Consider the following 21,166-nt stretch of genomic DNA (forward strand, 5'->3'; position numbering starts at 1 on the left):
GCGCTTCAAAGATCCTTCGTGAAGTGCTTTTTTTGTTGTTGAAAAATGAATTAGGGGGTTGGTGAAAAATGGAGCATCGAGCGCAAATCAACGGCATCGGCTCAGAGCCCAAGTCCATTTGGAAAAGTTTCTCTAATTGAAAAATAAGCGGAGGCCTCAGCCTTTTTATTAGGTATACAACATTTCCGTTGAGCAACGGAAAAACTTATTCTTAAAATTAAAACGCTTTCAAATTAGTATAAAGTCATAAAGGAATTTGCATAATGAAGAGAAAAAATGACTTGAGGTGATGAAGGGGGGTCTCTATGTTCCGTTTCCATTAGAATTTAGAGGGAAGAAAAATCAACAATAAGGAGGATTAAGGTGATTCAAGTGAATTTAGAGGAAATTAGTTTTCAAATTATTCTGCATGGTGGAAATGCAAGAAACTTAGCCATGGAGGCTATTCACCACGCAAAGAATGGTGAATTTACCCTAGCTGAACAGAAAATCGAGGAAGCCCATGAGGAAATGAGGGAAGCTCATCGCTTTCAAACGGAGCTTATTCAGGGAGAAGCACGCGGAGAAAAAGTAGAGATTCGCATTTTGCTAGTTCATGCGCAAGATCATTTGATGAATGCCATGACTGTGATTGACTTAGCACAAGAAATGATTGGAATTTACAAAAAAATCCTTTAAAACAAAAAATTATGGTTATCACCAAACGTTGTACTTGGCCTTTCTATCCTGAATCCGTGATAAAGACGCGTTCAAAGCTGCCAAGAAAACTTGATCAATCAACAAAATATTGCACTCGGGGTTCTTCACCTAATAGGTGAACATTCGAAATGGAGTCGAAGTCTCGACACGATTGGGTTTCCCAGCATTTTTGATACACTTCTGTCACGGATTCAGGTTCTATATTAGTTTGTCAAGTGCTGGTTGTAATGAACGGAACAATCGCAAAGGAAATACTGGTTTCTAAATTTTGGGTGTTTAAAAATACCAAAGATGGTTTCCGTTTTGGATTTTCTAAAATATTTCTAGACGGGGGATCGATCATGAAAAAAGTATTAATCATTTGTGCAGCAGGAATGTCATCTTCTTTAATGGCTAAAAAAACAACGGAGTTTTTTAAATCGAAAGGTTATGATATTACCGTTGATGCTGTTTCTGCTAATGAAGGCAGCAAAATGATTGAAAAAGGTGAGTTCGACTTATTCTTGGTAAGCCCTCAAACGAAAATGTATTACCAAAAACTAAAAGAAGTGGGAGACCGTGTAGGAAAACCAGTCGTGAATATTCCTCCGCAAGCGTATATTCCTGTTCCGATGGGGATTGAAAAACTGGGAAACCTAATATTAAATGAATTCTCCAATCAATTATAACGATTGGAAGAAAGAGGGATTTGTATGAATGAAAGTGCAAGAGTCTTATTAGAGAGAAGGCGACAAGAGCAAAGTGTGAAATCAATGTATTATAACCGTTATCTCCTGATTCGGTACGTTATGGCAGTAATATTTTTTGCTAACTTATACTGGTTTATCTGCATGATCATGGTTCATTCATTTTTGCATGTTATTCCTTTGTTATTGATGATGATCTTAACAATAAGCATGGCAGAACAGGTTAAAATCTATAGTGCTCCTACTAATGATGCACGATATACAAAATACGTCTTTCTTGTTTTGCTTTGGATAAATGTTCTCCTGGCAGTGATGGCTTGCTTCACTGCCCCGTTTGGCCAATTGTATCCGTTTTTGATAAATGAGAACAAATCAAGGGGATTGGTTCTAGCAATCTTGTTCCTTCAAATATGTCTAATACTTGTATCTCTCAATCGTTTGCGACAAATTAAGAACAATGAAGATAAGCATTATTATCGTATTCAGCAATATGAGAAAATGCTCCAACGAAAAAGGGGGAGTTTCTAATGTCGTCGGAAAATAGGCTGTTTGTTTTGCTTGAAAAATACCTAATGGGTCCTATGGGGAAGGTTGCATCGTTTCGATTTGTTAGGGCTGTCATGGCGGCGGGAATGGCATCTATTCCGTTCACCATTGTAGGATCTATGTTTCTTGTTCTTAATGTTTTGCCACAAACCATGACATTTTTAGAGGGGTTTTTTAACAGTACTTTCTTCCGAATTAGTGATTTGTATATGTTGGCATTTAAAGCCACAATGGGCATCTTGGCTTTGTATTTCAACCTTGTTATTGGATATGAGTATACGAAACTATTTGCTGAGGAAGAAGGGCTGAATGTAAATCCGTTAAACGGCGCTTTATTGTCCATGTTTGCTTTTTTCATGACAATCCCACAATTGGTGTTAAAAGATGGGAAGATTTCTTTGGTGCAACAGATTGATGACCATGCCAAAATTATTAGCGGCTGGGAAATGGTTGATAATGGGGTAAGTCGCCTAGGTACAACGGGGATTTTTGCTGCTATTATTATGGCCGTCGTAGCTGTGCAATTGTACCGATTGTGTGTGAAACGAAATTGGGTCATTAAGATGCCGGAAGCGGTTCCTGAGGGAGTATCGAGATCGTTCACAGCGTTAATTCCAGCCTTTTTCGTTGCTTTTGTTGTATTGATGATTAACGGGATTTTAGTGGCATTAGGCACTGATATATTCAAGGTTGTGGCTGTTCCATTCAGTTTTGTGGTCAATATAGCAAATAGTTGGTTAGGACTGATGGTCATTTACTTCTTAATCCATGCACTTTGGATTGTCGGAATTCATGGAGCGAATATTATCTCCGCTTTTACCACGCCGATTGTTTTGGCGAATATGGAGGCCAACATGCATGGGGCGAATATTCCGTTCGCTGGTGAGTTTCAAAATTCATTTGTTATTATGGGCGGTTCGGGTTCAACGTTAGGATTGACGCTTTTTATCGCTTTCTTAGCGAAATCACAGCAATTAAAAATTTTGGGCAGAGCTTCTATTGCACCTGGAATTTTTAATATTAACGAACCAATCTTATTTGGTTTGCCGATCGTGTATAACCCCTATTTGGCTATCCCGTTCTTTTTAGCTCCTATGGCCACCGCAACAATTGGTTATTGGGCCATTAAGCTACATTTTATTAAACCGATTATTGCACAAGTGCCATGGCCATCTCCGATTGGTATCGGCGCCTTTATTGGTACAGGTGGAGATTTGATGGCGGTTGTGGTCGCGTTCATTTGCGGAATTGTAGCTCTTCTTATTTATTTACCATTTGTTAAATTATATGACAATAAATTGTTTGAGCAAGAAAAAGGTGGAGAGTCTGTTTTGTGATTTTTCCTTAAAAGCTAGCAAGAATACAGTTTAACGATTGGGGAAGACGGGGTCTTGGCCGTCTTCTCCATGTTTAAATGACAATGATAGGTTTCACCATATTCAATAAATATATGATTCAGGTGAGGAGCTGATTCATGATGTCAACACATGCTTTTCCCAAAAACTTTCTTTGGGGAGGGGCGGTATCCGCACATCAGTTTGAAGGGGGATGGAATCAAGGAGGAAAAGGAATGAGTATTGCTGATGTTATGACAGCGGGGAGACACGGTGTACCTCGTCAAATTACAGATGGGGTATTGGAGGGGTATTATTATCCAAATCATGAAGCTATTGATTTTTATTCTCGTTATAAAGAAGACATTAAATTGTTTGCTGAAATGGGGTTTAAATGTTTTCGAACTTCAATCGCTTGGACGAGAATCTTTCCTAATGGAGATGATCCAACGCCAAATGAAGAAGGCTTAAAGTTTTATGATGCTGTGTTTGATGAACTGCTCAAGTATGGCATTCAACCTGTGATTACATTGTCTCATTTTGAAATGCCTTATCACCTTGTAAAAAAATATGGGGGCTTTAGAAATAGAAAGTGTATTGACTTCTTTGTGAGATTTGCTGAGACAGTGATGAAACGCTATAAAGATAAAGTGAAATATTGGATGACCTTTAATGAAATCAACAATCAGGCTGATACAAGCATCGATTTCTTTTCTTTCACGAATTCAGGGATTATATATGGGGATGGAGAGAATAGAGAAGAAACGATGTATCAAGCTGCCCTTCATGAGCTGATTGCAAGCGCAAAAGTCGTAAAATTGGGTCATGCGATCAATCCCGATTTTCGCATAGGTTGTATGCTGGCTTTTGTGCCTATATATCCATATTCTTGCCATCCAGATGATGTCATGCTTGCTACCGAGGCTATGCGTAATCGTTGGTTTTTTGGAGATGTGCATGTTCGAGGGGAAATCCCTAGTTATATAAAGAAATATTGGGATCGCAAGGGATTCAATATTGAATATACACAAGAAGATGAACAAGCTTTAAAGGAAGGTACGGTTGATTATATCGGATTCAGTTATTATATGTCAAAAGTCGTGAGTGCCCGTGAAGTAGAGGGAAGTGAATTTGATGGGGAATTTGGGCGCATTGTTCGAAATCCGTATGTGAAAACAAGTGATTGGGGATGGCAAATTGATCCTGTAGGGCTGAGATATTCACTAAATGTTTTGTATGAACGATATCAACTTCCGTTATTTATTGTGGAAAACGGTTTAGGGGCTAAGGATGTCGTTGAAGAAGATGGAACGATTAACGATGACTACCGTATTCAGTATCTTCGGGATCACATTCAGGAAATGAAAAACGCAATCCAATTAGATGGAGTTGATGTTATAGGGTATACGCCATGGGGATGTATTGATTTAGTAAGTGCTGGGACAGGGGAAATGGAAAAGCGTTATGGATTTATCTATGTAGATAAAGATAATGAAGGAAAGGGAACATTAGAAAGACGAAGAAAAAAATCCTTTTATTGGTATAAAAGAGTCATTGAAACTAATGGGGAGGAGCTTTAACATCTTTCCGAAAGAAGTCTCCCACTTCGAAACGAAGTGAAAGTGGGAGATGAATGTCGGTTGGCGTTAGCCAACGAGTATGATAGAATATGGCTAGAACGGACACCTTCGGAACGAAGGGAAGCGTAAAGGGTTCTTGTGTGGGGCTTACCGTTCGGCGAACACACACAAGTCGCTTGAAGCCCCCACCTCTAAGCGAAGCGTAGGTGGTGGGTAGTTCACATATTGGATGATATAAAAGCATACACAACCCTGTAGCATTGCATCAGAAAAGAAACGTGATGTAAAATATTTTTTTTGGATAACTGTTTAGGTAGATCGTCTTTTTCGCCAAGAGGGTGTCCCAAATGCAACGGGACACCCTTTCTTCATTACAAGGTGTAGCGACAAATCACTTCAGCCACACGATATATTGTATTTCTCTTAAAGAGAGACGATCTTTTGGGACATCCTCTTTTTTTATTAATAGCGTTTCTTCCGTTGCTTGAGCCATAGCGGGAAGCGGATGATAAAACTGAGAAACAGCACCATCAGCACGAGCAGCGCCGATGTTTTATCGGCAATTTGCTGTGCATCGGCCACGAGCGCTTCAGATTGAATGTACCACAGATGGACCGGAAGAGTCGCGCCTTCGGAAAGGAGATGGAAATCCCACATCTCGCCAGATGACGATGTCCCACCAACTAGCAAAATAATGGCGGATTCGCCAAATGCTCGGCATGCGACAAGGCTGATGCCGGTCAAAATGCCTTTCATGGCTGCAGGGAGCACCGTTTTGACAATGGTTTGTGCTTTCGTTGCGCCTAAAGCGAAAGAGGCTTCCCTCCAAGCAGAGGGAACCGCTGCGATCGCTTCTTCGGAGACGCGGGCTAAAACTGGAAGATTGAGCAATGCCAATGTAATGGATGCTCCTAAAATGGTGACCCCGATTTGAAAGTATTCCACAAACAAGGCGTAACCGAATAAGCCAAACACAATTGACGGGACAGATGCCAGGCTTTCAATGGCGGCCCTCACCCATTCCATGGTTCGGTTGTTTGGGGCGTATTCTGCTAAAAAAATACCAGCTCCAATTCCGAGGGGCAACGACAGAAGTAATGATAGCGCGAGAATGTAAATCGAGTTCCATAAGAACGGCCCAATTCCTCCTCCAGCGTCGATTTCTTCGGGCAGTCCAATGAGAAAATGGGTGTCAATGTCCGGCAACCCTTTTCGCACGATCATATAAAGAAGGAATAAGATAATAAAAAAAACAGCTGCAGAAATGATACTGATCATTCCCAGTACGAGTTGATTCATGAGACGACGGATGCGGAGCCGACTCATTTTTTCGTGAAGGCCGGGGGCTTGATTGTTCATGATGACGATCCTCCTTTCAGACGCAAGCGGCGAATCATCATAATGAGAGAAATGGAGATGAAAAGCAGCAAAAGCGCCATCATATAAAGGGCGTGATTGGCCGTTGAATGAAAGTCGACGTTTAAAATTTGCATCACGATATGGCTGGTTAACACACTTGATGGCGTGATCAAATCAAATCCCCATTGCGCCACGTTGCCGATAACCATTACGACGGCCATTGTTTCGCCAAGGGCACGTGCCATGCCGAGGATGACAGCAGCGGCAATCCCAGATTTCGCGGCAGGAAGCAATACTTTGGCAATCATTTCTATTTTGGTCCCTCCAAGGGCATAGTTGGCCTCCCGCCATTCGTTGGGAACCGCGCAAAGTGCATCGTCGGTAATGCGGGTGATGGTAGGCAAGATCATCATCGATAGCACGATCGCTGCCGCAAGAATCCCATCTCCCACTGGAGCGCCTGTAAGCTTACGAATCCATGGGACGAGCAAGGTGGCTCCCAAATATCCGTAAACAATGGATGGGATGCCGACCAACAAATCAAGCAGCGTCCGAAGCCATTGTTGAAGCCGGGGAGGGGCCATCTCCGCAATAAATACGGCTGTCAAAATGGAAATCGGTGTGGCCATCAACAGCGTCACGAACGTTACATATAGTGTTCCAGTGATAAAAACGGCGGCGCCGTATCGATGATGTTCTGGATCCCATCGGGAGGAGAAGAAAAATTCCCACGGAGATACATCTCGAAACACGAGAAGGCCCGTTTTGCTGACGAATAGAACGATGGCGCTCAATACGACGATCAGAAATACGATGCTCGCCAAGCAAAAAAAACGAAACAGGCGGTCGGATCGATATTTTGTGATCCAGTGTTGACGGTGAGCAGTCCACAAGCGGGTAGCCTCAGTCCAATCAGGAGACAGCTTTTCCATTTTCCTTTCCCCTTTCTTTCATCGAACGGAAAATCAGCCTCTCCGCCAATAAAGGAGAGGCTGAAAGAGGTCGTTATTTCACAGGAATGAATTTTAATTTTTTCAAGGAGCCATTTTGGAATTTTTTGCTTAAAATATAATCGATAAAGGCTTTGTCCGCACCTTTGGCTTCCCCTTTGGTCAGTAAGTATCCATAGCCGTAAAAAATGTATTTGCCGCTTTGGGCATTAGCTGTGGTTGCTTTGACACCGTTGATGCTGACGGCTTTAATTCCGCCTTTCACATAAGCCAAATCAACAAATCCAATGGCGTTCGGATTGGACGCAACGGCATTCACCATATCTCCTGATTTTTGCACTTCTTTGTAGTTGTCTCCTGTTGTTTTGATCGTATGACCGTCCATGATTTTGTCTTCAAAATTGACGCGTGTTCCAGATCCTTTGGCTCGGTTGATGACAACGATTTCCTCATTCTTACCACCTAATTGTTTCCAATTTTTGATTTTCCCTTCATAGATGTCTTGGATTTGTTCGACGGACAGGTTGCTGACGGGATTGTCTTTGTTGACAATGACAGCGAACGGAATTTTGGCAATTTTGTATGCTTTTAATCCTTTGTAAGCAGGGAACCCTCCGACCGCTTTAGTGGCATCCCAGTCGCATGCTCCAATGGTGGCGACTCCTTTTGTGACAGACTGCGGACCGGCGATGGAAGAAGAGCCGGAAACCACAATTTTGACTTTTGGATGGCTCTTTTTAAATTCTTTTGCCGCTTGTTGAGTTAACGGCAACAAAGCTGTGGAGCCGGCAATCACGATTTTTCCGGATACTTCAGCGGCATCGGCGCGATGCTCGGTGGCCAAGGCGGCTCCAAGCAACAAGGTAGATGACAGAACAGCAGAAATGACTCTTTTCCATAATGTGCTGCGTTTCATAAATCTCCCTCCATCCTCATTTTGTAAGATTCATCCATGAACCATGGCGAAGAAGAGATACGTTTTCTCCACCGTCGGTTGCCATCGTTACCGCGATTTGATCGTCATAAGGTGATGGCGCAATCGAGGTAATTTCATGTTTCGTACTTCCCATTGTTGTCCACGATTTGGTAGATGGATCGAAGCGGCGGATGGTGTAAAGTCCATTTGCTTCAACCACAACGTAAATGCGGCTTTTGACAACCGCCATGTCTATGATGTTCTGCTTGTCAAGCAATGTTTGTTCTACTCTATTTTGGATCACTTTCAATGATGGCGGACTCGTTTCATCATCCGTTGCGCTGACATACACGATGTCATGGTTTGATAGAAACGCGCTGTCAACCTTATTGTCTGGCGATGAAGTTAATGGTGTCGGCTGTTTTGTTGGTGAAGACAGGTCGACAAGAATCAGCTGCGGATCGGTTCCGTTTGTATCAATGGAATCGACATCGGTTTTTTGATCGTCCGTGTAATTCGTTTTCCCTTCATTCGCTACTGTGTATAACAACTTTGTTCCATCGGGAGAAAGACGAAGATCTGTTTTGTACTTCACTTTGTCATCAATGAGCTTGGTGACGGTTCCATTGTCTAAGGCAACGACCGCGACCGCCTCATTGTTGCTGCCGTAAATGCAATAGAGTGAGCGGCCATCGCGGGACCAAACGAGATCGGTTTTGACCTCATCGTCTTCGCCGATTTGTTGGACCGTGTTGGAAACGAAGTCTATGACAAACAAATGACCGTTTTCATCGACGTAAGCCGCTTTTTTTCCGTCAGGCGATAGCGTAAGATCCATTTCGTTGATGGAACGGATGGCCGTTCGCGAGCGAATGTCCAAAAGCAGTGAAGAGGCTTCATCCGGTCGGCTGATGAGCAAGGTGTTTTGATCGATCCATTGTGGATGGATGCTCGTTCCTTTGATGAAACCAGATGTGGCGATAAATCGCTCTTGCTCTTCGATCTCTCCCCCTAGTGCATAGACGATGGCGGACAGATTGATGTACGGCACCCCGTTTTGAATGAACGGGGCGGTCGGCAAGGAGGTTTTTATGCCGCCGGCGTTCAATACATAACTAAACGGGTGGAAGAGAATTGTCCGATTGCCTTTTTTGACCTTAACCATGCTCGTTTTTTTGTCAACATGCACAGTGGCGCCAAAAGCAACGGCAACATCATTGACTGAATAAAAAGATGTTTGTCCTAACACGAGACCGTGAAGCGTAGCTGTGGAGCCGTTCACTTGCCATGTCTCGCGAAAAGGGCGAAAGCTGCCGGATGTCGACACGATGGCGACGCCAGCTTCTGTTTTCCATTGTCCACCTAAAAGAGCGGCGATTTGCTTGGCATCGACGTACAGTTCGTGACCAAAACGCTGTGGGGCGACAGACAATGAAACGGATTTGCCATTCACCAATGCCGCTTTTTTCCCTGTCTGAAGCACGATCCGTACGTTGGGAGATGTGCGTCGAATTTCATAATATTGGTGCTTTTGATCATACCGATAATCAGCTGAAAACAGCTTGGCTATATCGCTCCCCGCCAATAAAACAGTTCCCGAACGATGGAGAGAACGGATCGTCATCAACTTGCCGTTGACATTGACAATATAGTGAGATGTGGCTGTATTCTTTTCTGCTGCGGCATAGGCATGTCCATCGAGAGCCGTCCATGGTGAGGGGGAAGCCGCCAGCAAAGCTGTCGCCATGACAGTTCCGGCAATGATTTTTTTCACGAGATCCTCTCCTTTCTATTTTCCCTTTTGCATGAGAAGCGGGTTTCATGGTTTGATGGAAGGCGATCCTCCTTTCCATTCAAAGGATTTATGAAATTTTTCCTAAGCATAAACGATTATATGAGAAAATTGTAAAAGGAATATTTTGTTTTATTTAAAGTGTATTAATATTTTGTTTTTTGTACGTTAACTTTGCTATGTCATGCATTTCTATGACAGATGAATTTTAGATGTTTTGAAGAAAAATAAACCCGCCTCGACATGGACGGGTTTTTCTGTCAATCCAAATACTTCTCGCATAACGATACAAACTTTCCATCTGACTTCAGCCCTTCCAAAATGCTTCTCAACATTGCACTTCTTTTGGGAAGTTGCTTCTCGAACTCTGCCACAAATGTGTCCTTGTCCCACTGTGATTGGCCGGCCTGATAAAACAGCTTTTCCAGGCGTTCCAACTCGTCGGCGGTAAAACCAGTGGCTAAGGCCAGAATCGCAAAGCTTTTGTGCTCCTTGTTCACCATATCTAACAGTAGCGTAATTGCGTCGGTGGCTAGACTTAATTTTGCTTCAAGATCCTTGATTCTTTCCTCGCTCATAAGCACCGTCCTTTTATGGATTTATTTATTCCAATGAATACTATAACAAAGTAAGTGCACAGGTGGGTGATTTCTTTTATAATAGATATGTCTTTACACTGATAATGACAGGGGGATACACATGAACCAAACCGCCATTTCCCAGCGCAGGCTGTTAGGCATTGCCGGGCTCGGTTGGCTGTTTGACGCGATGGACGTCGGGATGCTGTCGTTTTTGATGGCCGCCTTGCAAAAAGATTGGAACTTGACCGCCGAACAAGTCGGTTGGATCGGCAGCGTCAACTCGATCGGCATGGCGGTCGGGGCGCTTTTGTTCGGGTTGCTGGCCGACCGGATCGGGCGGAAAAAGGTTTTCATTGTCACATTGTTATTATTCTCGATCGGCAGCGGGCTGTCGGCGCTGACGACGACGTTGGCGACGTTTTTGGCGCTCCGCTTTTTGATCGGCATGGGGCTTGGCGGCGAGCTGCCGGTCGCGTCGACGCTCGTCTCGGAAGCGGTGCCGGCTAAAGACCGCGGCCGGGTCGTCGTGCTGCTTGAGAGCTTTTGGGCGGGCGGCTGGCTGTTGGCGGCGCTCATCTCGTATTTCGTCATACCAGCTTACGGATGGCGGACGGCGTTATGGCTGGCGGCGATTCCGGCGCTGTATGCGATCTATTTGCGCCTCCGTCTGCCTGATTCCCCGCGGTTTGCGGCCGCGCGAAAAGAAGAGACGGTATGGAAAAACATCATCCACGTATGGTCCGCTCCTTATCGGAAAGAGACGGTCATGCTTTGGCTGCTTTGGTTTTGCGTCGTCTTTTCGTATTACGGCATGTTTTTATGGCTGCCGAGCGTCATGGTCATGAAAGGGTTCAGCTTGATTAAAAGTTTTGAGTACGTGCTTATCATGACGCTGGCGCAGCTGCCGGGCTATTTCAGCGCCGCATGGCTGATCGAACGGGCGGGGCGGAAATTTGTCTTGGTTGCGTACTTGCTTGGCACCGCATTGAGCGCCTACTTTTTCGGCACGGCCGAGTCGCTCGCCGCGCTGATGGCTTCTGGCATTTTCTTGTCGTTTTTCAACTTGGGCGCTTGGGGGGCGCTGTACGCGTACACGCCGGAGCAGTATCCGACATCGATCCGCGCGACAGGCGCCGGCATGGCGGCAGCGTTTGGCCGCATCGGCGGCATTTTTGGCCCACTGTTGGTCGGCTCGCTTGTTGCCCAAGGGGTATCGGTGACGGCCATTTTCACGCTGTTTTGTCTATCGGTCCTTGTCGCCGTTTTGGCGGTTGCGGTGTTGGGCAGCGAGACGAAGCAGCAGGAGCTTGCATGAGTAAAATCGTTGTAAGGGACATTCTAAGAGGCTGGTGAAAAACGACTGATTTTGCCGAACCCATTGTTTTCGGCCGACAGAGAAACGTTGATTTTGCAAAACTTCTCTATTTGAGAAAAAAGTCCATTTTCCGAGATTTTTCACTAAATCACCGGCCTTCTAAGACAGATCTCTAATGAGAGTTGCGGGCTTTGGTTCGTGGCGCTCGTTAGGGGAGGCAAGACAAAATTGACAAACAAACGGCAGGGGCGGTACCTTAGGGGTAAGCCCCTTTTTTGATTGGACAAGCTTTCTGTGGGTGTGCGCATCGACGCCCGCGGACGCCAAGGGGAAAGCCAGTGCGAGAGGCGGTGAATCAATCTTGCGTCCGTCCGTGTCCGTGGTTATTCCGACGTACAATCGCCCGTATCCGCTTGCCGAGCTGCTTGAGTCGTTAAGCCGGCAGACGTACAAGCCGTCTGAGGTCATCATTGTCAACGACGGCGGCGTCCCGGTTCATGATGTCGTCGCCTTGTACCCGGAGCTTGACGTTCGTCTCATCGACCGCCGCGACAACGAAGGACATGTCGCCGCCCGCAACATCGGCGTCAAGGCGGCGCGCGGGGAATACATCATGCTTTGCGACGACGATGACCTCGTGCTGCCGTGCCATCTCGAGCGGATGGCCGCGGCGCTCGAGCATGCGGACTTCGCCTATGCCGATGCGGAAATTGTTCAGTATCGAACCGAAAACGACCGACGCATCCCGTCTGCACGGTTTTTGTTCGCTTATGAGTATGATTTGGAGGCGATGCGGACGTTTTCGACGTATGTGCCGTCCGGGAGCGTTTATCGGAAGGCGCTTCATGACAACATTGGCGATTTTGACCCGTCCGTTCACCATTATTGGGACTGGGACTTCTTTTTGCGCGCGGCGGCCGCCTGTCGCGTCACCCGTGTCGCGGCGGCGACGGTCTTGTATGCGTTCAGCCCGGACGGCGACAACGTGTCGCGACATATGAACGACAAGCGGCGCCAATATTTGCGGCGGCTGTGTGAGAAGCATGGGCTTGGGGACTTGCCGATGAAAAATTTTTGGCTCTTGCTTGACGAGCCGGAAGTCGCGAAGCGCCGGGCGAAAAGCGAAGTCATCTGGGACGGGAAGCCCGTCGTGTCGCGGTTTTGGGCGCAAAAAAATGCCAGCGACCATTGACATAGGTCTTTCTGGTTTGCTATGATAGTGAACAAAATCGTATAATGGATCGCGATGACGGATCAATAGTAGTTAACCCTCTCTTCCCAAGCGAGCCGGGGACGGTGGGAGCCCGGTGAAGACGGTTAATGAAACGGCAGTCCGGAGCGAACTCGACGAAAGTGGGTGCGCGTTTGGCGCATCAACTAGGGTGGAACCGCGGGAGCTACGCTCTCGTCCCTAGGCGTGAGGCCTAGGGGCGAGGGCGTTTTTCATTGTGATTAGGATGATGAATGGAGGAGGATGAACAGATGGCTGCGACAATGGAAGAAATCGTTGCCCATGCCAAGCATCGCGGCTTCGTGTTTCCGGGCTCGGAAATTTACGGCGGGTTGGCGAACACGTGGGATTACGGCCCGCTTGGCGTCGAGCTGAAAAACAATATTAAACGGGCGTGGTGGAAGAAGTTTGTCCAAGAGTCGCCGTACAATGTCGGGCTTGACGCCGCCATTTTAATGAACCCGAGAACGTGGGAAGCGTCCGGCCACCTAGGCAACTTCAACGATCCCATGGTCGACTGCAAACAGTGCAAAGCGCGCCACCGCGCCGATAAGTTGATTGAGAAGGCGCTCGAGGAAAAAGGGATCGAGATGATCGTTGACGGGTTGCCGCTGGCCCAAATGGATGAACTCATCAAGGAATACGACATCGCCTGCCCGGAATGCGGCAGCCGGGATTTTACGAACGTGCGCCAGTTCAACTTAATGTTCAAAACATACCAAGGCGTCACCGAGTCGAGCGCCAATGAAATTTATTTGCGCCCAGAGACAGCGCAAGGCATTTTCGTCAACTTCAAAAACGTCCAGCGCACCATGCGCAAGAAGCTGCCGTTTGGCATCGCGCAAATCGGCAAAAGCTTTCGCAATGAAATTACGCCGGGCAACTTCACGTTCCGCACGCGCGAATTTGAACAGATGGAGCTCGAGTTTTTCTGCAAGCCCGGTGAGGAGCTGCAATGGTTTGACTATTGGAAGCAGTTTTGCAAGGGCTGGCTGTTGTCGCTCGGCATGAACGAAGAACATATCCGCCTGCGCGACCATACAAAAGAAGAGTTGTCCCACTACAGCAACGCCACGACTGACATCGAGTACCATTTCCCGTTCGGCTGGGGTGAGCTGTGGGGCATCGCGTCGCGCACCGATTACGACTTAAAGCGGCATATGGAATACTCCGGAGAGGACTTCCATTATCTCGACCAAGAAACGAACGAGCGCTACATCCCGTACTGCATTGAGCCGTCGCTTGGCGCCGACCGCGTCACGCTGGCGTTTATGATCGACGCCTATGACGAAGAAGAGCTGGAAGACGGCACGACGAGAACGGTGATGCACTTGCATCCGGCGCTTGCGCCGTACAAAGCGGCTGTCTTGCCGCTGTCGAAAAAGCTCGCGGACGGGGCGCGCCGCATTTACGAAGAGCTGGCGAAACATTTCATGGTCGACTATGATGAAACCGGCTCGATCGGCAAGCGGTACCGCCGCCAAGATGAAATCGGCACGCCGTTTTGCATCACGTACGATTTCGAGTCCGAACAAGACGGCCAAGTGACCGTTCGCGACCGCGACACGATGGAACAAGTGCGGGTGCCGATTGGGGAGCTCAAAGCCTTTTTAGAGGAAAAAATTGCCTTTTGATGCCATGAACGCCGGGGCGTCGACGAACCCCCCGGCGTTTTTTGGAATATGCATGGAAACGGAAACGCTTTTTTAGGATAAATTTCAAAAAAATCGCTGAATGTTCGCTGCATAAATGATAAAATAGGAGTGTAGACTAGTTCCTGCATGGATCAAGGGGGTCCACCATGATGGAAGGAAAACCGATCTACTACGATGGAAGCGGCCATCCGCCTGGCAATGGCGAAAACGCTTCTAAAAACGAGCCGTTTACGCTCACCGATGAAATAAGAAAACAAATCAGCGGCAACCCGTTTGTCGTGGAACAAAGCGAGTAACATTGCCTTGGAGAAAGGCAATTTTTTTTTGCGGTCAAATCGTTTGCCAAATGTGTTGGATCTTTATATAATTATCTCTTGTTAGAGATATTTGAATTCAAAATAAGTGAATGCCGCTTGGACAAAGCGCAAACACTAAAGTGCCGAGATCATCGCGAAAGGGAGTATGCATCATGACGAAAGTATTGTACATCACCGCCCATCCGCACGACGATACGCAGTCTTACAGCATGGCGGTCGGAAAAGCGTTTATCGACACATACAAACAAGTGCATCCGGATCATGAAGTGATTCATCTCGATTTATACAAGGAATACATTCCGGAAATTGACGTCGACGTGTTCAGCGGCTGGGGCAAACTTCGCTCCGGGAAATCGTTTGAAGAGCTGTCTGACGAAGAAAAAGCGAAAGTCGGGCGCATGAACGAGCTGTGCGAGCAGTTTATTTCCGCCGACAAATACGTATTCGTCACGCCGATGTGGAACTTTTCATTCCCACCTGTGTTGAAAGCGTACATTGATGCCGTGGCGGTCGCCGGCAAGACGTTTAAATATACGGAACAAGGGCCGGTCGGATTGCTGACCGATAAAAAAGCGCTCCACATTCAAGCGCGCGGCGGTTTTTATTCTGAGGGCCCGGCGGCGGAGATGGAGATGGGGCATCGGTACTTAAGCGTCATTATGCAATTTTTCGGTGTTCCGTCATTTGAAGGGTTGTTTGTCGAAGGGCATGCGGCGGTGCCGGAAAAGGCGGAAGAAATCAAAGCGAACGCCATCGCCCGGGCGAAAGACTTGGCGCACACGTTTTAACGGGAGGCCGAGAATGGCGCGGGAAATGGCCGCAAACTGGGCTTGGGAGCCTCTTCATTCGGAGAGGCTCCTTTTTATTGGACAACCAAACGGCCATCACGTTCATATACGCTGGCGGGGAGCCGTATGGTATAATAAACCATATAGAATGAAGAGTGGAGGTTCCCCGTTGGTGAAGGAATACGAACGATATCGCCTGGTGCGTCCGCACAGCGCGATGGCCGTGCTGGCGGCCGGAATGTTTGGCTTGCTTCTGTTTGCGGCCGGCCGGCTGCCTGTTTCGCCCGGATTCTATCATTCTTTTTTCATCTTTCCTGAGAGGGCTGGTGAAAAACGACCAATTTCGCCGAAATCGTTGCTTTCGACTGAAAGAGAAGCGGTCATTTTGCAGAACTTCTCCATTTGAGAAAGAAGCTGTTTGCCGCGACTTTTCACTAAATCACCAGCCTTATAGATTATATTCGTTAAGGAAAACGAATGATGAAAGAAAAGCCTGATCAATAAAGTCCCTATTTCTTCGTGAGAAATTTTCCTCGATAAATACATAAAACCCCAGCACCGAAGTACTGGGGCAAAAACCATGAATCCCCCGCTGACGGGGTGAAATGGCCTGCGACGCGGCAGGCAACTTATCATTAGGTTATGATTCTCTTGGCGATAATATGCAAAGAGAGGAACCATTTAGGCTCCTCTCCGTTGTAAAAACAAACGAATCCACGTTTTTTCACGTGTGAAATGGTCTGTGACGAGACAGACAACTTATTTTGTACTCTAAGTATAGAAAAAAACTAGGGAAATGTCAATACGTCATAAATACGTCGTCAATACATTGTAAATACGTTACAGGTCAAATACCCATTTTACACGGTTCATAATCTTATTTAAGTCATCCTCGTTTATATTGCCGATATGTTGCTTTAATCGTACTTTGTTTACGGTCGTTAATTCTTCTACCTTTACCGTGGAAGTCTGAGCTAAAAAAGGATAAACTTCCTTTCGAAGAAAGTAATGTGTCTTTAAACGAGGCACTACTTTGGTTTTCCCTTTCCGATCTGTAACGGTTTTGGTTTTTAATTTTGTAGATAAAGGAGCTACCTTAACGTTTCCGGATGTGCGGTTAATCCAGTCATTAGAAAGAACAAGCACCGGCCGCTCTCCGTTTTGTTCTGTGCCGATATTTTCCCCGAGTTCACAAGTGAAAATAGCTCCTCGTATGATCGGGCGCTTCATTTGCGTTTGCTCATTCTCAATCCATTCGTTTGCTAAAGCAATCTTCTTTGGATGCCATTCATCTAGTTTTGCCTTTTTGTCCACTTTTTTTAAACGTAATCGTTCGCGTTGAATAGCATCTGATTCCATTTTATTCCCCCTTTCCCTTCGTTTTATACCGCCACGCTCATGATTGTATCACATCTTGTCCTTAAAGTTCGGCCACGCTGCAATATTTTTTGGCGCTATACATTCCCATTATTTTGTCGTTTCGGGATATCTCCCGCCACCAATAGAATGATATTTGTCGAAGGGCATGCGGCGGTGCCGGAAAAGGCGGAAGAAATTAAGGCGAACGCCATCGCCCGGGCGAAAGACTTGGCGCACACGTTTTAACGGGAGGGCGAGTATTGCGCGGGAAATGGCCGCAAACTGGGCTTGGGAGCCTCTTCATTCGGAGAGGCTCCTTTTTTATTGGACAACCAAACGGCCATCACGTTCATATACGCTGGCGGGGAGCCGTATGGTATAATAAACCATATAGAATGAAGAGTGGAGGTTCTCCGTTGGTGAAGGAATACGAACGATATCGCCTGGTGCGTCCGCACAGCGCGATGGCCGTGCTGGCGGCCGGAATGTTTGGCTTGCTTCTGTTTGCGGCCGGCCGGCTGCCTGTTTCGCCCGGATTCTATCATTCTATTCATCTTGCCTTAGGGCTCGCCGTGATGGTCGTTTGCTGGCTTGTCGCCGTGCAAGGATGGTCTGTGTTTCCGCATACGTTGTCAATGGAGCGGCTGATGATGGGGGCGCTGTTTTTCTCCTCAGGCTTGTTGTTTTCGCTGCATGTTGTCTTGTCTTTTGCGTCTGATGGCGTGGAGGCGTCCCCTTTTTCGCTCTCTGCCCGATTGACGCTTGCCTTTGGGCTTCTTTTTCTGTTTTCGCGCCGCGATGAGGTGATGGAGCGGAGGAGCGGGCAACGGTGGCAAGCGTTTTTCGCCGCTTTTGCTTATGCGGCGGTCGTTGGGCTATTCATCCATTGGATAGCGCCGCTTTGGCCGGGAGACGGGACAAGCCGCTGGCCACTCTGGTGGAAGGCCGGCGAGGGAATGATCGGGTTGCTCGATGCGGGCGCCGCTTTGCTTGTATGGCGTCGTTGGCGGCAAGGGAGTTCCCGATCCTTCCTGTACTGGCTGCTGGCGTTATGGTGGTTTGCCCTCGGCCAATGGCTGCTTATGCTTGGCGGCGGCCATGCGTTATGGGGGCAGCTGTATGAAATGGCCGGATTTTTGTATATCGTGCGTGCAATGTACGTCGAGACGGTCGAAAAACCGTACGTGGAGCTGAAACAGCACGAACAGCAACTGGAAATGATGGCAAACGCCCTTGGCGAGGGATTGATGATGTTAAACCGCGACGGCCGGATCGTGTGGATGAACCCGGAAGCCGGCCGTTTGCTTGGCCTTGATCCGGAGGAAGCGAAAGGGAAGCCGCTGTTTTCCTTTGTCATGCTCGCCGGGCCAGATGGGGCCGCGTGGGATTGGAAGCGGCTGCGCCGCGTTGTCAAACGGCTGAAAAGCGGCGAGGTGATTCGCGTCGAGGAGGAGCCGTTCCGCCGTCATGATGGCGTGTGCCTGCCGGTCGGCTACACGCTGGCGCCGGTGATGGAAAACGGTGCGTTGACAGGGCTTGTCGCCGTTTTGCGCGACATGACGGAGAAAAAAGAGAAGGAGCGGCTCGAGCGCGAGCGCGAACAGCTCGACTTTGAACTGTCGCTTGCCGCGAATATGCAGCGGGCGCTTTTGCAGACGTCGTCGAAGGCGGACTTGCCTTCGTATGTCGACATCGGCGTCCTCAGCGTCCCGGCGCGGGTGTTGAGCGGCGATTTCTACCATTTTGCTGTCCATCAAACATCCGTCTCAGCCGGCATTGCCGATGTGTCGGGAAAAGGCATTCCAGCCGCGATGCTGATGACATTGATGAAATTTATTCTGGACCGAACCGTCCATTACGGGACGCAGCCGCACGTGTATCTTGACCTGCTGAACCGATTCGTCTACGACTACACCGAGCCGTCGATGTTTGTCACGATGTTTGTCGGCAATTACAACGAAAAGACGCATACGTTCTCGTACGCCTGCGCTGGGCACGAACCGGCGCTTTGGTACCGGGCGAAAACGAAACAATGTGTGCCGCTTCATGCGAAAGGGTGCGCGCTCGGGTTGTTTCCGCAATTTTCGTTTGAGACGAAGTCGGTAGTGCTCGAGCCGGGTGATTTTGTGCTGCTGTACACCGACGGGGTGACGGAAAAACGCGGCGAAGAGGCGGACGATGATTTTTCCGTCCTCGCCTCGATGGTTGTACGCGTCAATTTGGACCAGCCAGCAGCGCAAATCGTCCGCGATTTGTACGAGCAAGTTAAGGCGTACCACCAATACGAACAAAAAGACGACCAGACGTTATTGTTGCTCCGCCGCCGCTGATGCCGCCCTAGTCAGCCGGTGGCGGCGTTTTTGGCTGTTACGACGGGGAGGCAGCGGCCAGCTGCCGTTTCAGCTTTTCGATCGCCCGCTTTTGAATGCGGCTGATCGTCATTTGCGAGACGCCGAGCCGTTCAGCGAGCGACCGCTGCGTCTCGCCGCGCCGGAAGATGGCGTCGATGACGATTTGTTCTTGCTCGCTCAGTTTGCCGATCGCCTGCTCTAAATCCATTCGCTCGATCAGCGACTCGATTTCGTTCGCTTCATCAGCGACGAATTCACCGATCGTCGTCGCATCCTTTCCCCCGTCTTGCACCGGGGCGTCGAGCGAAATGGCCTGGTAATGGTCGCGGCCAGCTAAAATCTCGATCGTTTCTTCGACCGATAAGCCTAAGTGGCCGGCGATCTCATCGATCGTTGGCGACCGCTCGAGCTTGACGGTCAGTTCATCGATGGCTTGCTGCACTTTGCTTCCTTTCTCTTTCACCCGGCGCGGCACTTGGATATACCACGCTTTGTCGCGCAAATAGTTTTTCATATAGCCGATTAAACTTTTCATCGCATACGATTCAAAGTTTGTTCCCTGGTTCGGGTCGTAATGGTCAAGAAGGCGCAAAAACGACAGCCGGCCGACTTGAAACAAGTCTTCGTAAAAATCAGGGCGGCTGCGCGCCATTTTTTTCGCTGCCGTCGCAATGAGCGGCTCGAAGCGCACAAGCAAGGCGGTCGCCGCTTCTTCCGTCTTCGTTTGCTGATAGGCGGAAATAAGGGCGTCAAGCTTGCTCTTGGACAGAGGAGGGGGATATACAGTCATGGGCATGCTCTCCTTCGCCGTGATGGCGGAATTTCGTCAGGCGGACTTCCGTTCCGCCTTTGGTCGTGACGCGGACGTCATCCATGAGCGCTTCCATTAAAAAGAGGCCGAGGCCGCCGACTTTCACATCTTTGAGCGGCTTGCCGGACAGCGACGCCGCCTGTTTTGCCGCCCGTTCGTAGTCAAACCCTTTTCCCTCATCTTTAATGACGATGGAAAGCGCATCAGCGCTCATCTCAAAACGGAGGTGAATATCGCCGCTTCTTCCGTTGTAGGCGTGAAGCACGACGTTGTTGCACGCTTCGGAGACGGCGACTTTCATATCTTCGATTTCTTCATAGGAAAATCCCATTTTGGCAGCCAGCCCGTATAACGTCAAACGCGCAATGTCAAGAAACTGCGCATCGGCTGGAATCGACAGCTGTACGATCATTTCGTGCTCTTTCATGATTGGCCTCCGATCCTTTCTGTCGCATCGTTCATTTCGGAAAAAAAGTAGGATACTCCAGTTAAATCGAACAGACGCCGCACTTTCGGCGGCACGTTTTCAATGGCAAACGGCGCCCCGAGTTGATGCCGCGTTTTTAACAGCGCCACAAACATGCCGATTCCGGTGCTGTCAATATACGTTAAATCTTCGAGGCGAAGAACGAGCGGTTTGGACGCATCGCTGGCGAGCGGTTCGACGGTGCGTTGAAATTGCTCGGCTGCCGCCAGGTCCAGTTCGCCTTTTATGTATACAACATGCCGATCCGGCTGTTCGTCATGAACAAGATGGAATCGTTTCTGATCCATTTCTTTCACCCCACTGTGCGTTTGATGGATATCCCGGTGCTGCGTTGGCGCCGACGGCTTAGCTTGTCCGGCCTTTGGCGTTTACGCTTTCTATACCCATATTTTATACTTGTTGAAACAGA

The 21,166-nt window shown here is 48.0% G+C and carries 21 protein-coding genes and 1 pseudogene; 13 read left to right on the forward strand and 9 right to left on the reverse strand.

Going from position 1 to position 21,166, the window contains the following annotated elements; genetic code table 11:
- Nucleotides 1–372: 372 nt before the first annotated feature.
- From B9L19_RS00445 to B9L19_RS00465, 5 genes are all read left to right on the forward strand, one after another.
- Nucleotides 373–678: a PTS lactose/cellobiose transporter subunit IIA gene (locus tag B9L19_RS00445; RefSeq protein ID WP_198527149.1), complete on the forward strand. Its 306-nt coding sequence runs from the start codon at nt 373–375 to the stop codon at nt 676–678.
- 248 nt (nt 679–926) lie between these two features.
- On the forward strand, nt 927–1,367 hold the full coding sequence (locus B9L19_RS00450; protein WP_241771930.1) for a PTS cellobiose transporter subunit IIB: 441 nt from the start codon (nt 927–929) through the stop codon (nt 1,365–1,367).
- A 24-nt stretch (nt 1,368–1,391) separates the two neighbouring features.
- Entirely contained in the window at nt 1,392–1,913 is a 522-nt protein-coding gene (locus B9L19_RS00455) for a hypothetical protein (RefSeq protein ID WP_025950163.1), read from the forward strand.
- Nucleotides 1,913–3,268 carry a PTS cellobiose transporter subunit IIC gene (gene celB, locus B9L19_RS00460; protein ID WP_033024242.1) on the forward strand — a complete coding sequence of 452 codons (1,356 nt, stop codon included), beginning with the start codon at nt 1,913–1,915 and terminating at the stop codon, nt 3,266–3,268. Before B9L19_RS00455 ends, celB begins: the two co-directional genes overlap by 1 nt.
- A gap of 140 nt (nt 3,269–3,408) precedes the next feature.
- Nucleotides 3,409–4,845 (forward strand): 6-phospho-beta-glucosidase, encoded by a 1,437-nt coding sequence (locus B9L19_RS00465; RefSeq protein ID WP_025950165.1) that lies wholly within the window; start codon nt 3,409–3,411, stop codon nt 4,843–4,845.
- A 462-nt stretch (nt 4,846–5,307) separates the two neighbouring features.
- Here the strand turns inward: B9L19_RS00465 and pstA are convergent, their stop codons facing one another.
- The 5 genes from pstA to B9L19_RS00495 form a co-directional block, all read right to left on the reverse strand.
- Complete coding sequence (pstA, locus tag B9L19_RS00475) at nt 5,308–6,204, reverse strand: phosphate ABC transporter permease PstA (RefSeq protein WP_025948323.1); 897 nt, start codon at nt 6,202–6,204, stop codon at nt 5,308–5,310.
- Nucleotides 6,201–7,136: a phosphate ABC transporter permease subunit PstC gene (pstC, locus tag B9L19_RS00480; RefSeq protein WP_025948324.1), complete on the reverse strand. Its 936-nt coding sequence runs from the start codon at nt 7,134–7,136 to the stop codon at nt 6,201–6,203. Before pstC ends, pstA begins: the two co-directional genes overlap by 4 nt.
- Before the next feature lie 73 nt (nt 7,137–7,209).
- Complete coding sequence (locus tag B9L19_RS00485) at nt 7,210–8,070, reverse strand: phosphate ABC transporter substrate-binding protein (protein ID WP_025948325.1); 861 nt, start codon at nt 8,068–8,070, stop codon at nt 7,210–7,212.
- Nucleotides 8,071–8,086: 16 nt separating this feature from the next.
- Nucleotides 8,087–9,844, reverse strand: a complete 1,758-nt coding sequence (locus tag B9L19_RS00490) for a stalk domain-containing protein (RefSeq protein WP_047752474.1) — start codon at nt 9,842–9,844, stop codon at nt 8,087–8,089.
- 278 nt (nt 9,845–10,122) lie between these two features.
- The gene (locus B9L19_RS00495) at nt 10,123–10,440 is read right to left on the reverse strand and encodes a hypothetical protein (protein WP_025948327.1); all 318 of its coding nucleotides are present in this window, start codon (nt 10,438–10,440) and stop codon (nt 10,123–10,125) included.
- Nucleotides 10,441–10,561: 121 nt separating this feature from the next.
- Here B9L19_RS00495 and B9L19_RS00500 point away from each other — a divergent pair, with 121 nt between their 5' ends.
- The 6 genes from B9L19_RS00500 to B9L19_RS18875 all read left to right on the forward strand — a co-directional run bounded on the left by B9L19_RS00500 (nt 10,562) and on the right by B9L19_RS18875 (nt 16,155).
- Nucleotides 10,562–11,758 carry an MFS transporter gene (locus B9L19_RS00500; protein WP_047752475.1) on the forward strand — a complete coding sequence of 399 codons (1,197 nt, stop codon included), beginning with the start codon at nt 10,562–10,564 and terminating at the stop codon, nt 11,756–11,758.
- A gap of 361 nt (nt 11,759–12,119) precedes the next feature.
- Nucleotides 12,120–12,950: a glycosyltransferase family 2 protein gene (locus B9L19_RS00505; protein ID WP_025948329.1), complete on the forward strand. Its 831-nt coding sequence runs from the start codon at nt 12,120–12,122 to the stop codon at nt 12,948–12,950.
- Between the two features lie 290 nt (nt 12,951–13,240).
- Nucleotides 13,241–14,623 carry a glycine--tRNA ligase gene (locus tag B9L19_RS00510; RefSeq protein WP_047752476.1) on the forward strand — a complete coding sequence of 461 codons (1,383 nt, stop codon included), beginning with the start codon at nt 13,241–13,243 and terminating at the stop codon, nt 14,621–14,623.
- A 167-nt stretch (nt 14,624–14,790) separates the two neighbouring features.
- Complete coding sequence (locus B9L19_RS18870; protein WP_167372758.1) at nt 14,791–14,940, forward strand: hypothetical protein; 150 nt, start codon at nt 14,791–14,793, stop codon at nt 14,938–14,940.
- Between the two features lie 173 nt (nt 14,941–15,113).
- Nucleotides 15,114–15,749, forward strand: a complete 636-nt coding sequence (locus B9L19_RS00515; protein WP_015376094.1) for an FMN-dependent NADH-azoreductase — start codon at nt 15,114–15,116, stop codon at nt 15,747–15,749.
- A 169-nt stretch (nt 15,750–15,918) separates the two neighbouring features.
- Nucleotides 15,919–16,155, forward strand: coding sequence for a hypothetical protein (locus tag B9L19_RS18875; protein WP_053915478.1), 237 nt, complete (start codon nt 15,919–15,921; stop codon nt 16,153–16,155).
- Nucleotides 16,156–16,589: 434 nt separating this feature from the next.
- Here B9L19_RS18875 and B9L19_RS00525 read toward each other — a convergent pair whose 3' ends face one another.
- A complete protein-coding gene (locus B9L19_RS00525) occupies nt 16,590–17,108 on the reverse strand; it encodes a type II toxin-antitoxin system PemK/MazF family toxin (RefSeq protein WP_011232893.1) in 519 nt (172 codons plus the stop codon).
- Nucleotides 17,109–17,258: 150 nt separating this feature from the next.
- Between B9L19_RS00525 and B9L19_RS00530 the strand changes: the two are divergent.
- Together B9L19_RS00530 and B9L19_RS00535 are read left to right on the forward strand one after the other, a co-directional pair.
- Nucleotides 17,259–17,354, forward strand: a pseudogene (locus B9L19_RS00530) (FMN-dependent NADH-azoreductase); the annotation flags it as partial.
- A gap of 173 nt (nt 17,355–17,527) precedes the next feature.
- A complete protein-coding gene (locus B9L19_RS00535) occupies nt 17,528–19,438 on the forward strand; it encodes a SpoIIE family protein phosphatase (RefSeq protein ID WP_089113902.1) in 1,911 nt (636 codons plus the stop codon).
- Nucleotides 19,439–19,475: 37 nt separating this feature from the next.
- Here B9L19_RS00535 and B9L19_RS00540 read toward each other — a convergent pair whose 3' ends face one another.
- From B9L19_RS00540 to B9L19_RS00550, 3 genes are read right to left on the reverse strand one after another with little or no spacing between them, the layout of a single operon-like run.
- Nucleotides 19,476–20,249: a sigma-70 family RNA polymerase sigma factor gene (locus tag B9L19_RS00540; RefSeq protein ID WP_025948333.1), complete on the reverse strand. Its 774-nt coding sequence runs from the start codon at nt 20,247–20,249 to the stop codon at nt 19,476–19,478.
- Nucleotides 20,209–20,697, reverse strand: a complete 489-nt coding sequence (rsbW, locus tag B9L19_RS00545; protein ID WP_025948334.1) for an anti-sigma B factor RsbW — start codon at nt 20,695–20,697, stop codon at nt 20,209–20,211. Before rsbW ends, B9L19_RS00540 begins: the two co-directional genes overlap by 41 nt.
- Nucleotides 20,694–21,044 (reverse strand): STAS domain-containing protein, encoded by a 351-nt coding sequence (locus B9L19_RS00550; RefSeq protein WP_025948335.1) that lies wholly within the window; start codon nt 21,042–21,044, stop codon nt 20,694–20,696. The genes rsbW and B9L19_RS00550 overlap by 4 nt, the downstream gene beginning before the upstream one ends.
- Nucleotides 21,045–21,166: the final 122 nt, after the last annotated feature.

This window comes from Geobacillus thermocatenulatus (assembly GCF_002217655.1).
Taxonomy (GTDB): Bacteria; Bacillota; Bacilli; order Bacillales; family Anoxybacillaceae; genus Geobacillus; species Geobacillus thermocatenulatus.

Bases quoted from the DNA above. Each gene is read 5' to 3' on its own strand.
- B9L19_RS00450 (WP_241771930.1), top strand. From the start codon at position 927: ATGAACGGAACAATCGCAAAGGAAATACTGGTTTCTAAATTTTGGGTG.
- B9L19_RS00455 (WP_025950163.1), top strand. From the start codon at position 1,392: ATGAATGAAAGTGCAAGAGTCTTATTAGAGAGAAGGCGACAAGAGCAA.
- celB (WP_033024242.1), top strand. From the start codon at position 1,913: ATGTCGTCGGAAAATAGGCTGTTTGTTTTGCTTGAAAAATACCTAATG.
- B9L19_RS00465 (WP_025950165.1), top strand. From the start codon at position 3,409: ATGTCAACACATGCTTTTCCCAAAAACTTTCTTTGGGGAGGGGCGGTA.
- pstA (WP_025948323.1), bottom strand. From the start codon at position 6,204: ATGAACAATCAAGCCCCCGGCCTTCACGAAAAAATGAGTCGGCTCCGC.
- pstC (WP_025948324.1), bottom strand. From the start codon at position 7,136: ATGGAAAAGCTGTCTCCTGATTGGACTGAGGCTACCCGCTTGTGGACT.
- B9L19_RS00485 (WP_025948325.1), bottom strand. From the start codon at position 8,070: ATGAAACGCAGCACATTATGGAAAAGAGTCATTTCTGCTGTTCTGTCA.
- B9L19_RS00495 (WP_025948327.1), bottom strand. From the start codon at position 10,440: ATGAGCGAGGAAAGAATCAAGGATCTTGAAGCAAAATTAAGTCTAGCC.
- B9L19_RS00500 (WP_047752475.1), top strand. From the start codon at position 10,562: ATGAACCAAACCGCCATTTCCCAGCGCAGGCTGTTAGGCATTGCCGGG.
- B9L19_RS00510 (WP_047752476.1), top strand. From the start codon at position 13,241: ATGGCTGCGACAATGGAAGAAATCGTTGCCCATGCCAAGCATCGCGGC.
- B9L19_RS18870 (WP_167372758.1), top strand. From the start codon at position 14,791: ATGATGGAAGGAAAACCGATCTACTACGATGGAAGCGGCCATCCGCCT.
- B9L19_RS00515 (WP_015376094.1), top strand. From the start codon at position 15,114: ATGACGAAAGTATTGTACATCACCGCCCATCCGCACGACGATACGCAG.
- B9L19_RS00525 (WP_011232893.1), bottom strand. From the start codon at position 17,108: ATGGAATCAGATGCTATTCAACGCGAACGATTACGTTTAAAAAAAGTG.
- B9L19_RS00540 (WP_025948333.1), bottom strand. From the start codon at position 20,249: ATGACTGTATATCCCCCTCCTCTGTCCAAGAGCAAGCTTGACGCCCTT.
- rsbW (WP_025948334.1), bottom strand. From the start codon at position 20,697: ATGAAAGAGCACGAAATGATCGTACAGCTGTCGATTCCAGCCGATGCG.
- B9L19_RS00550 (WP_025948335.1), bottom strand. From the start codon at position 21,044: ATGGATCAGAAACGATTCCATCTTGTTCATGACGAACAGCCGGATCGG.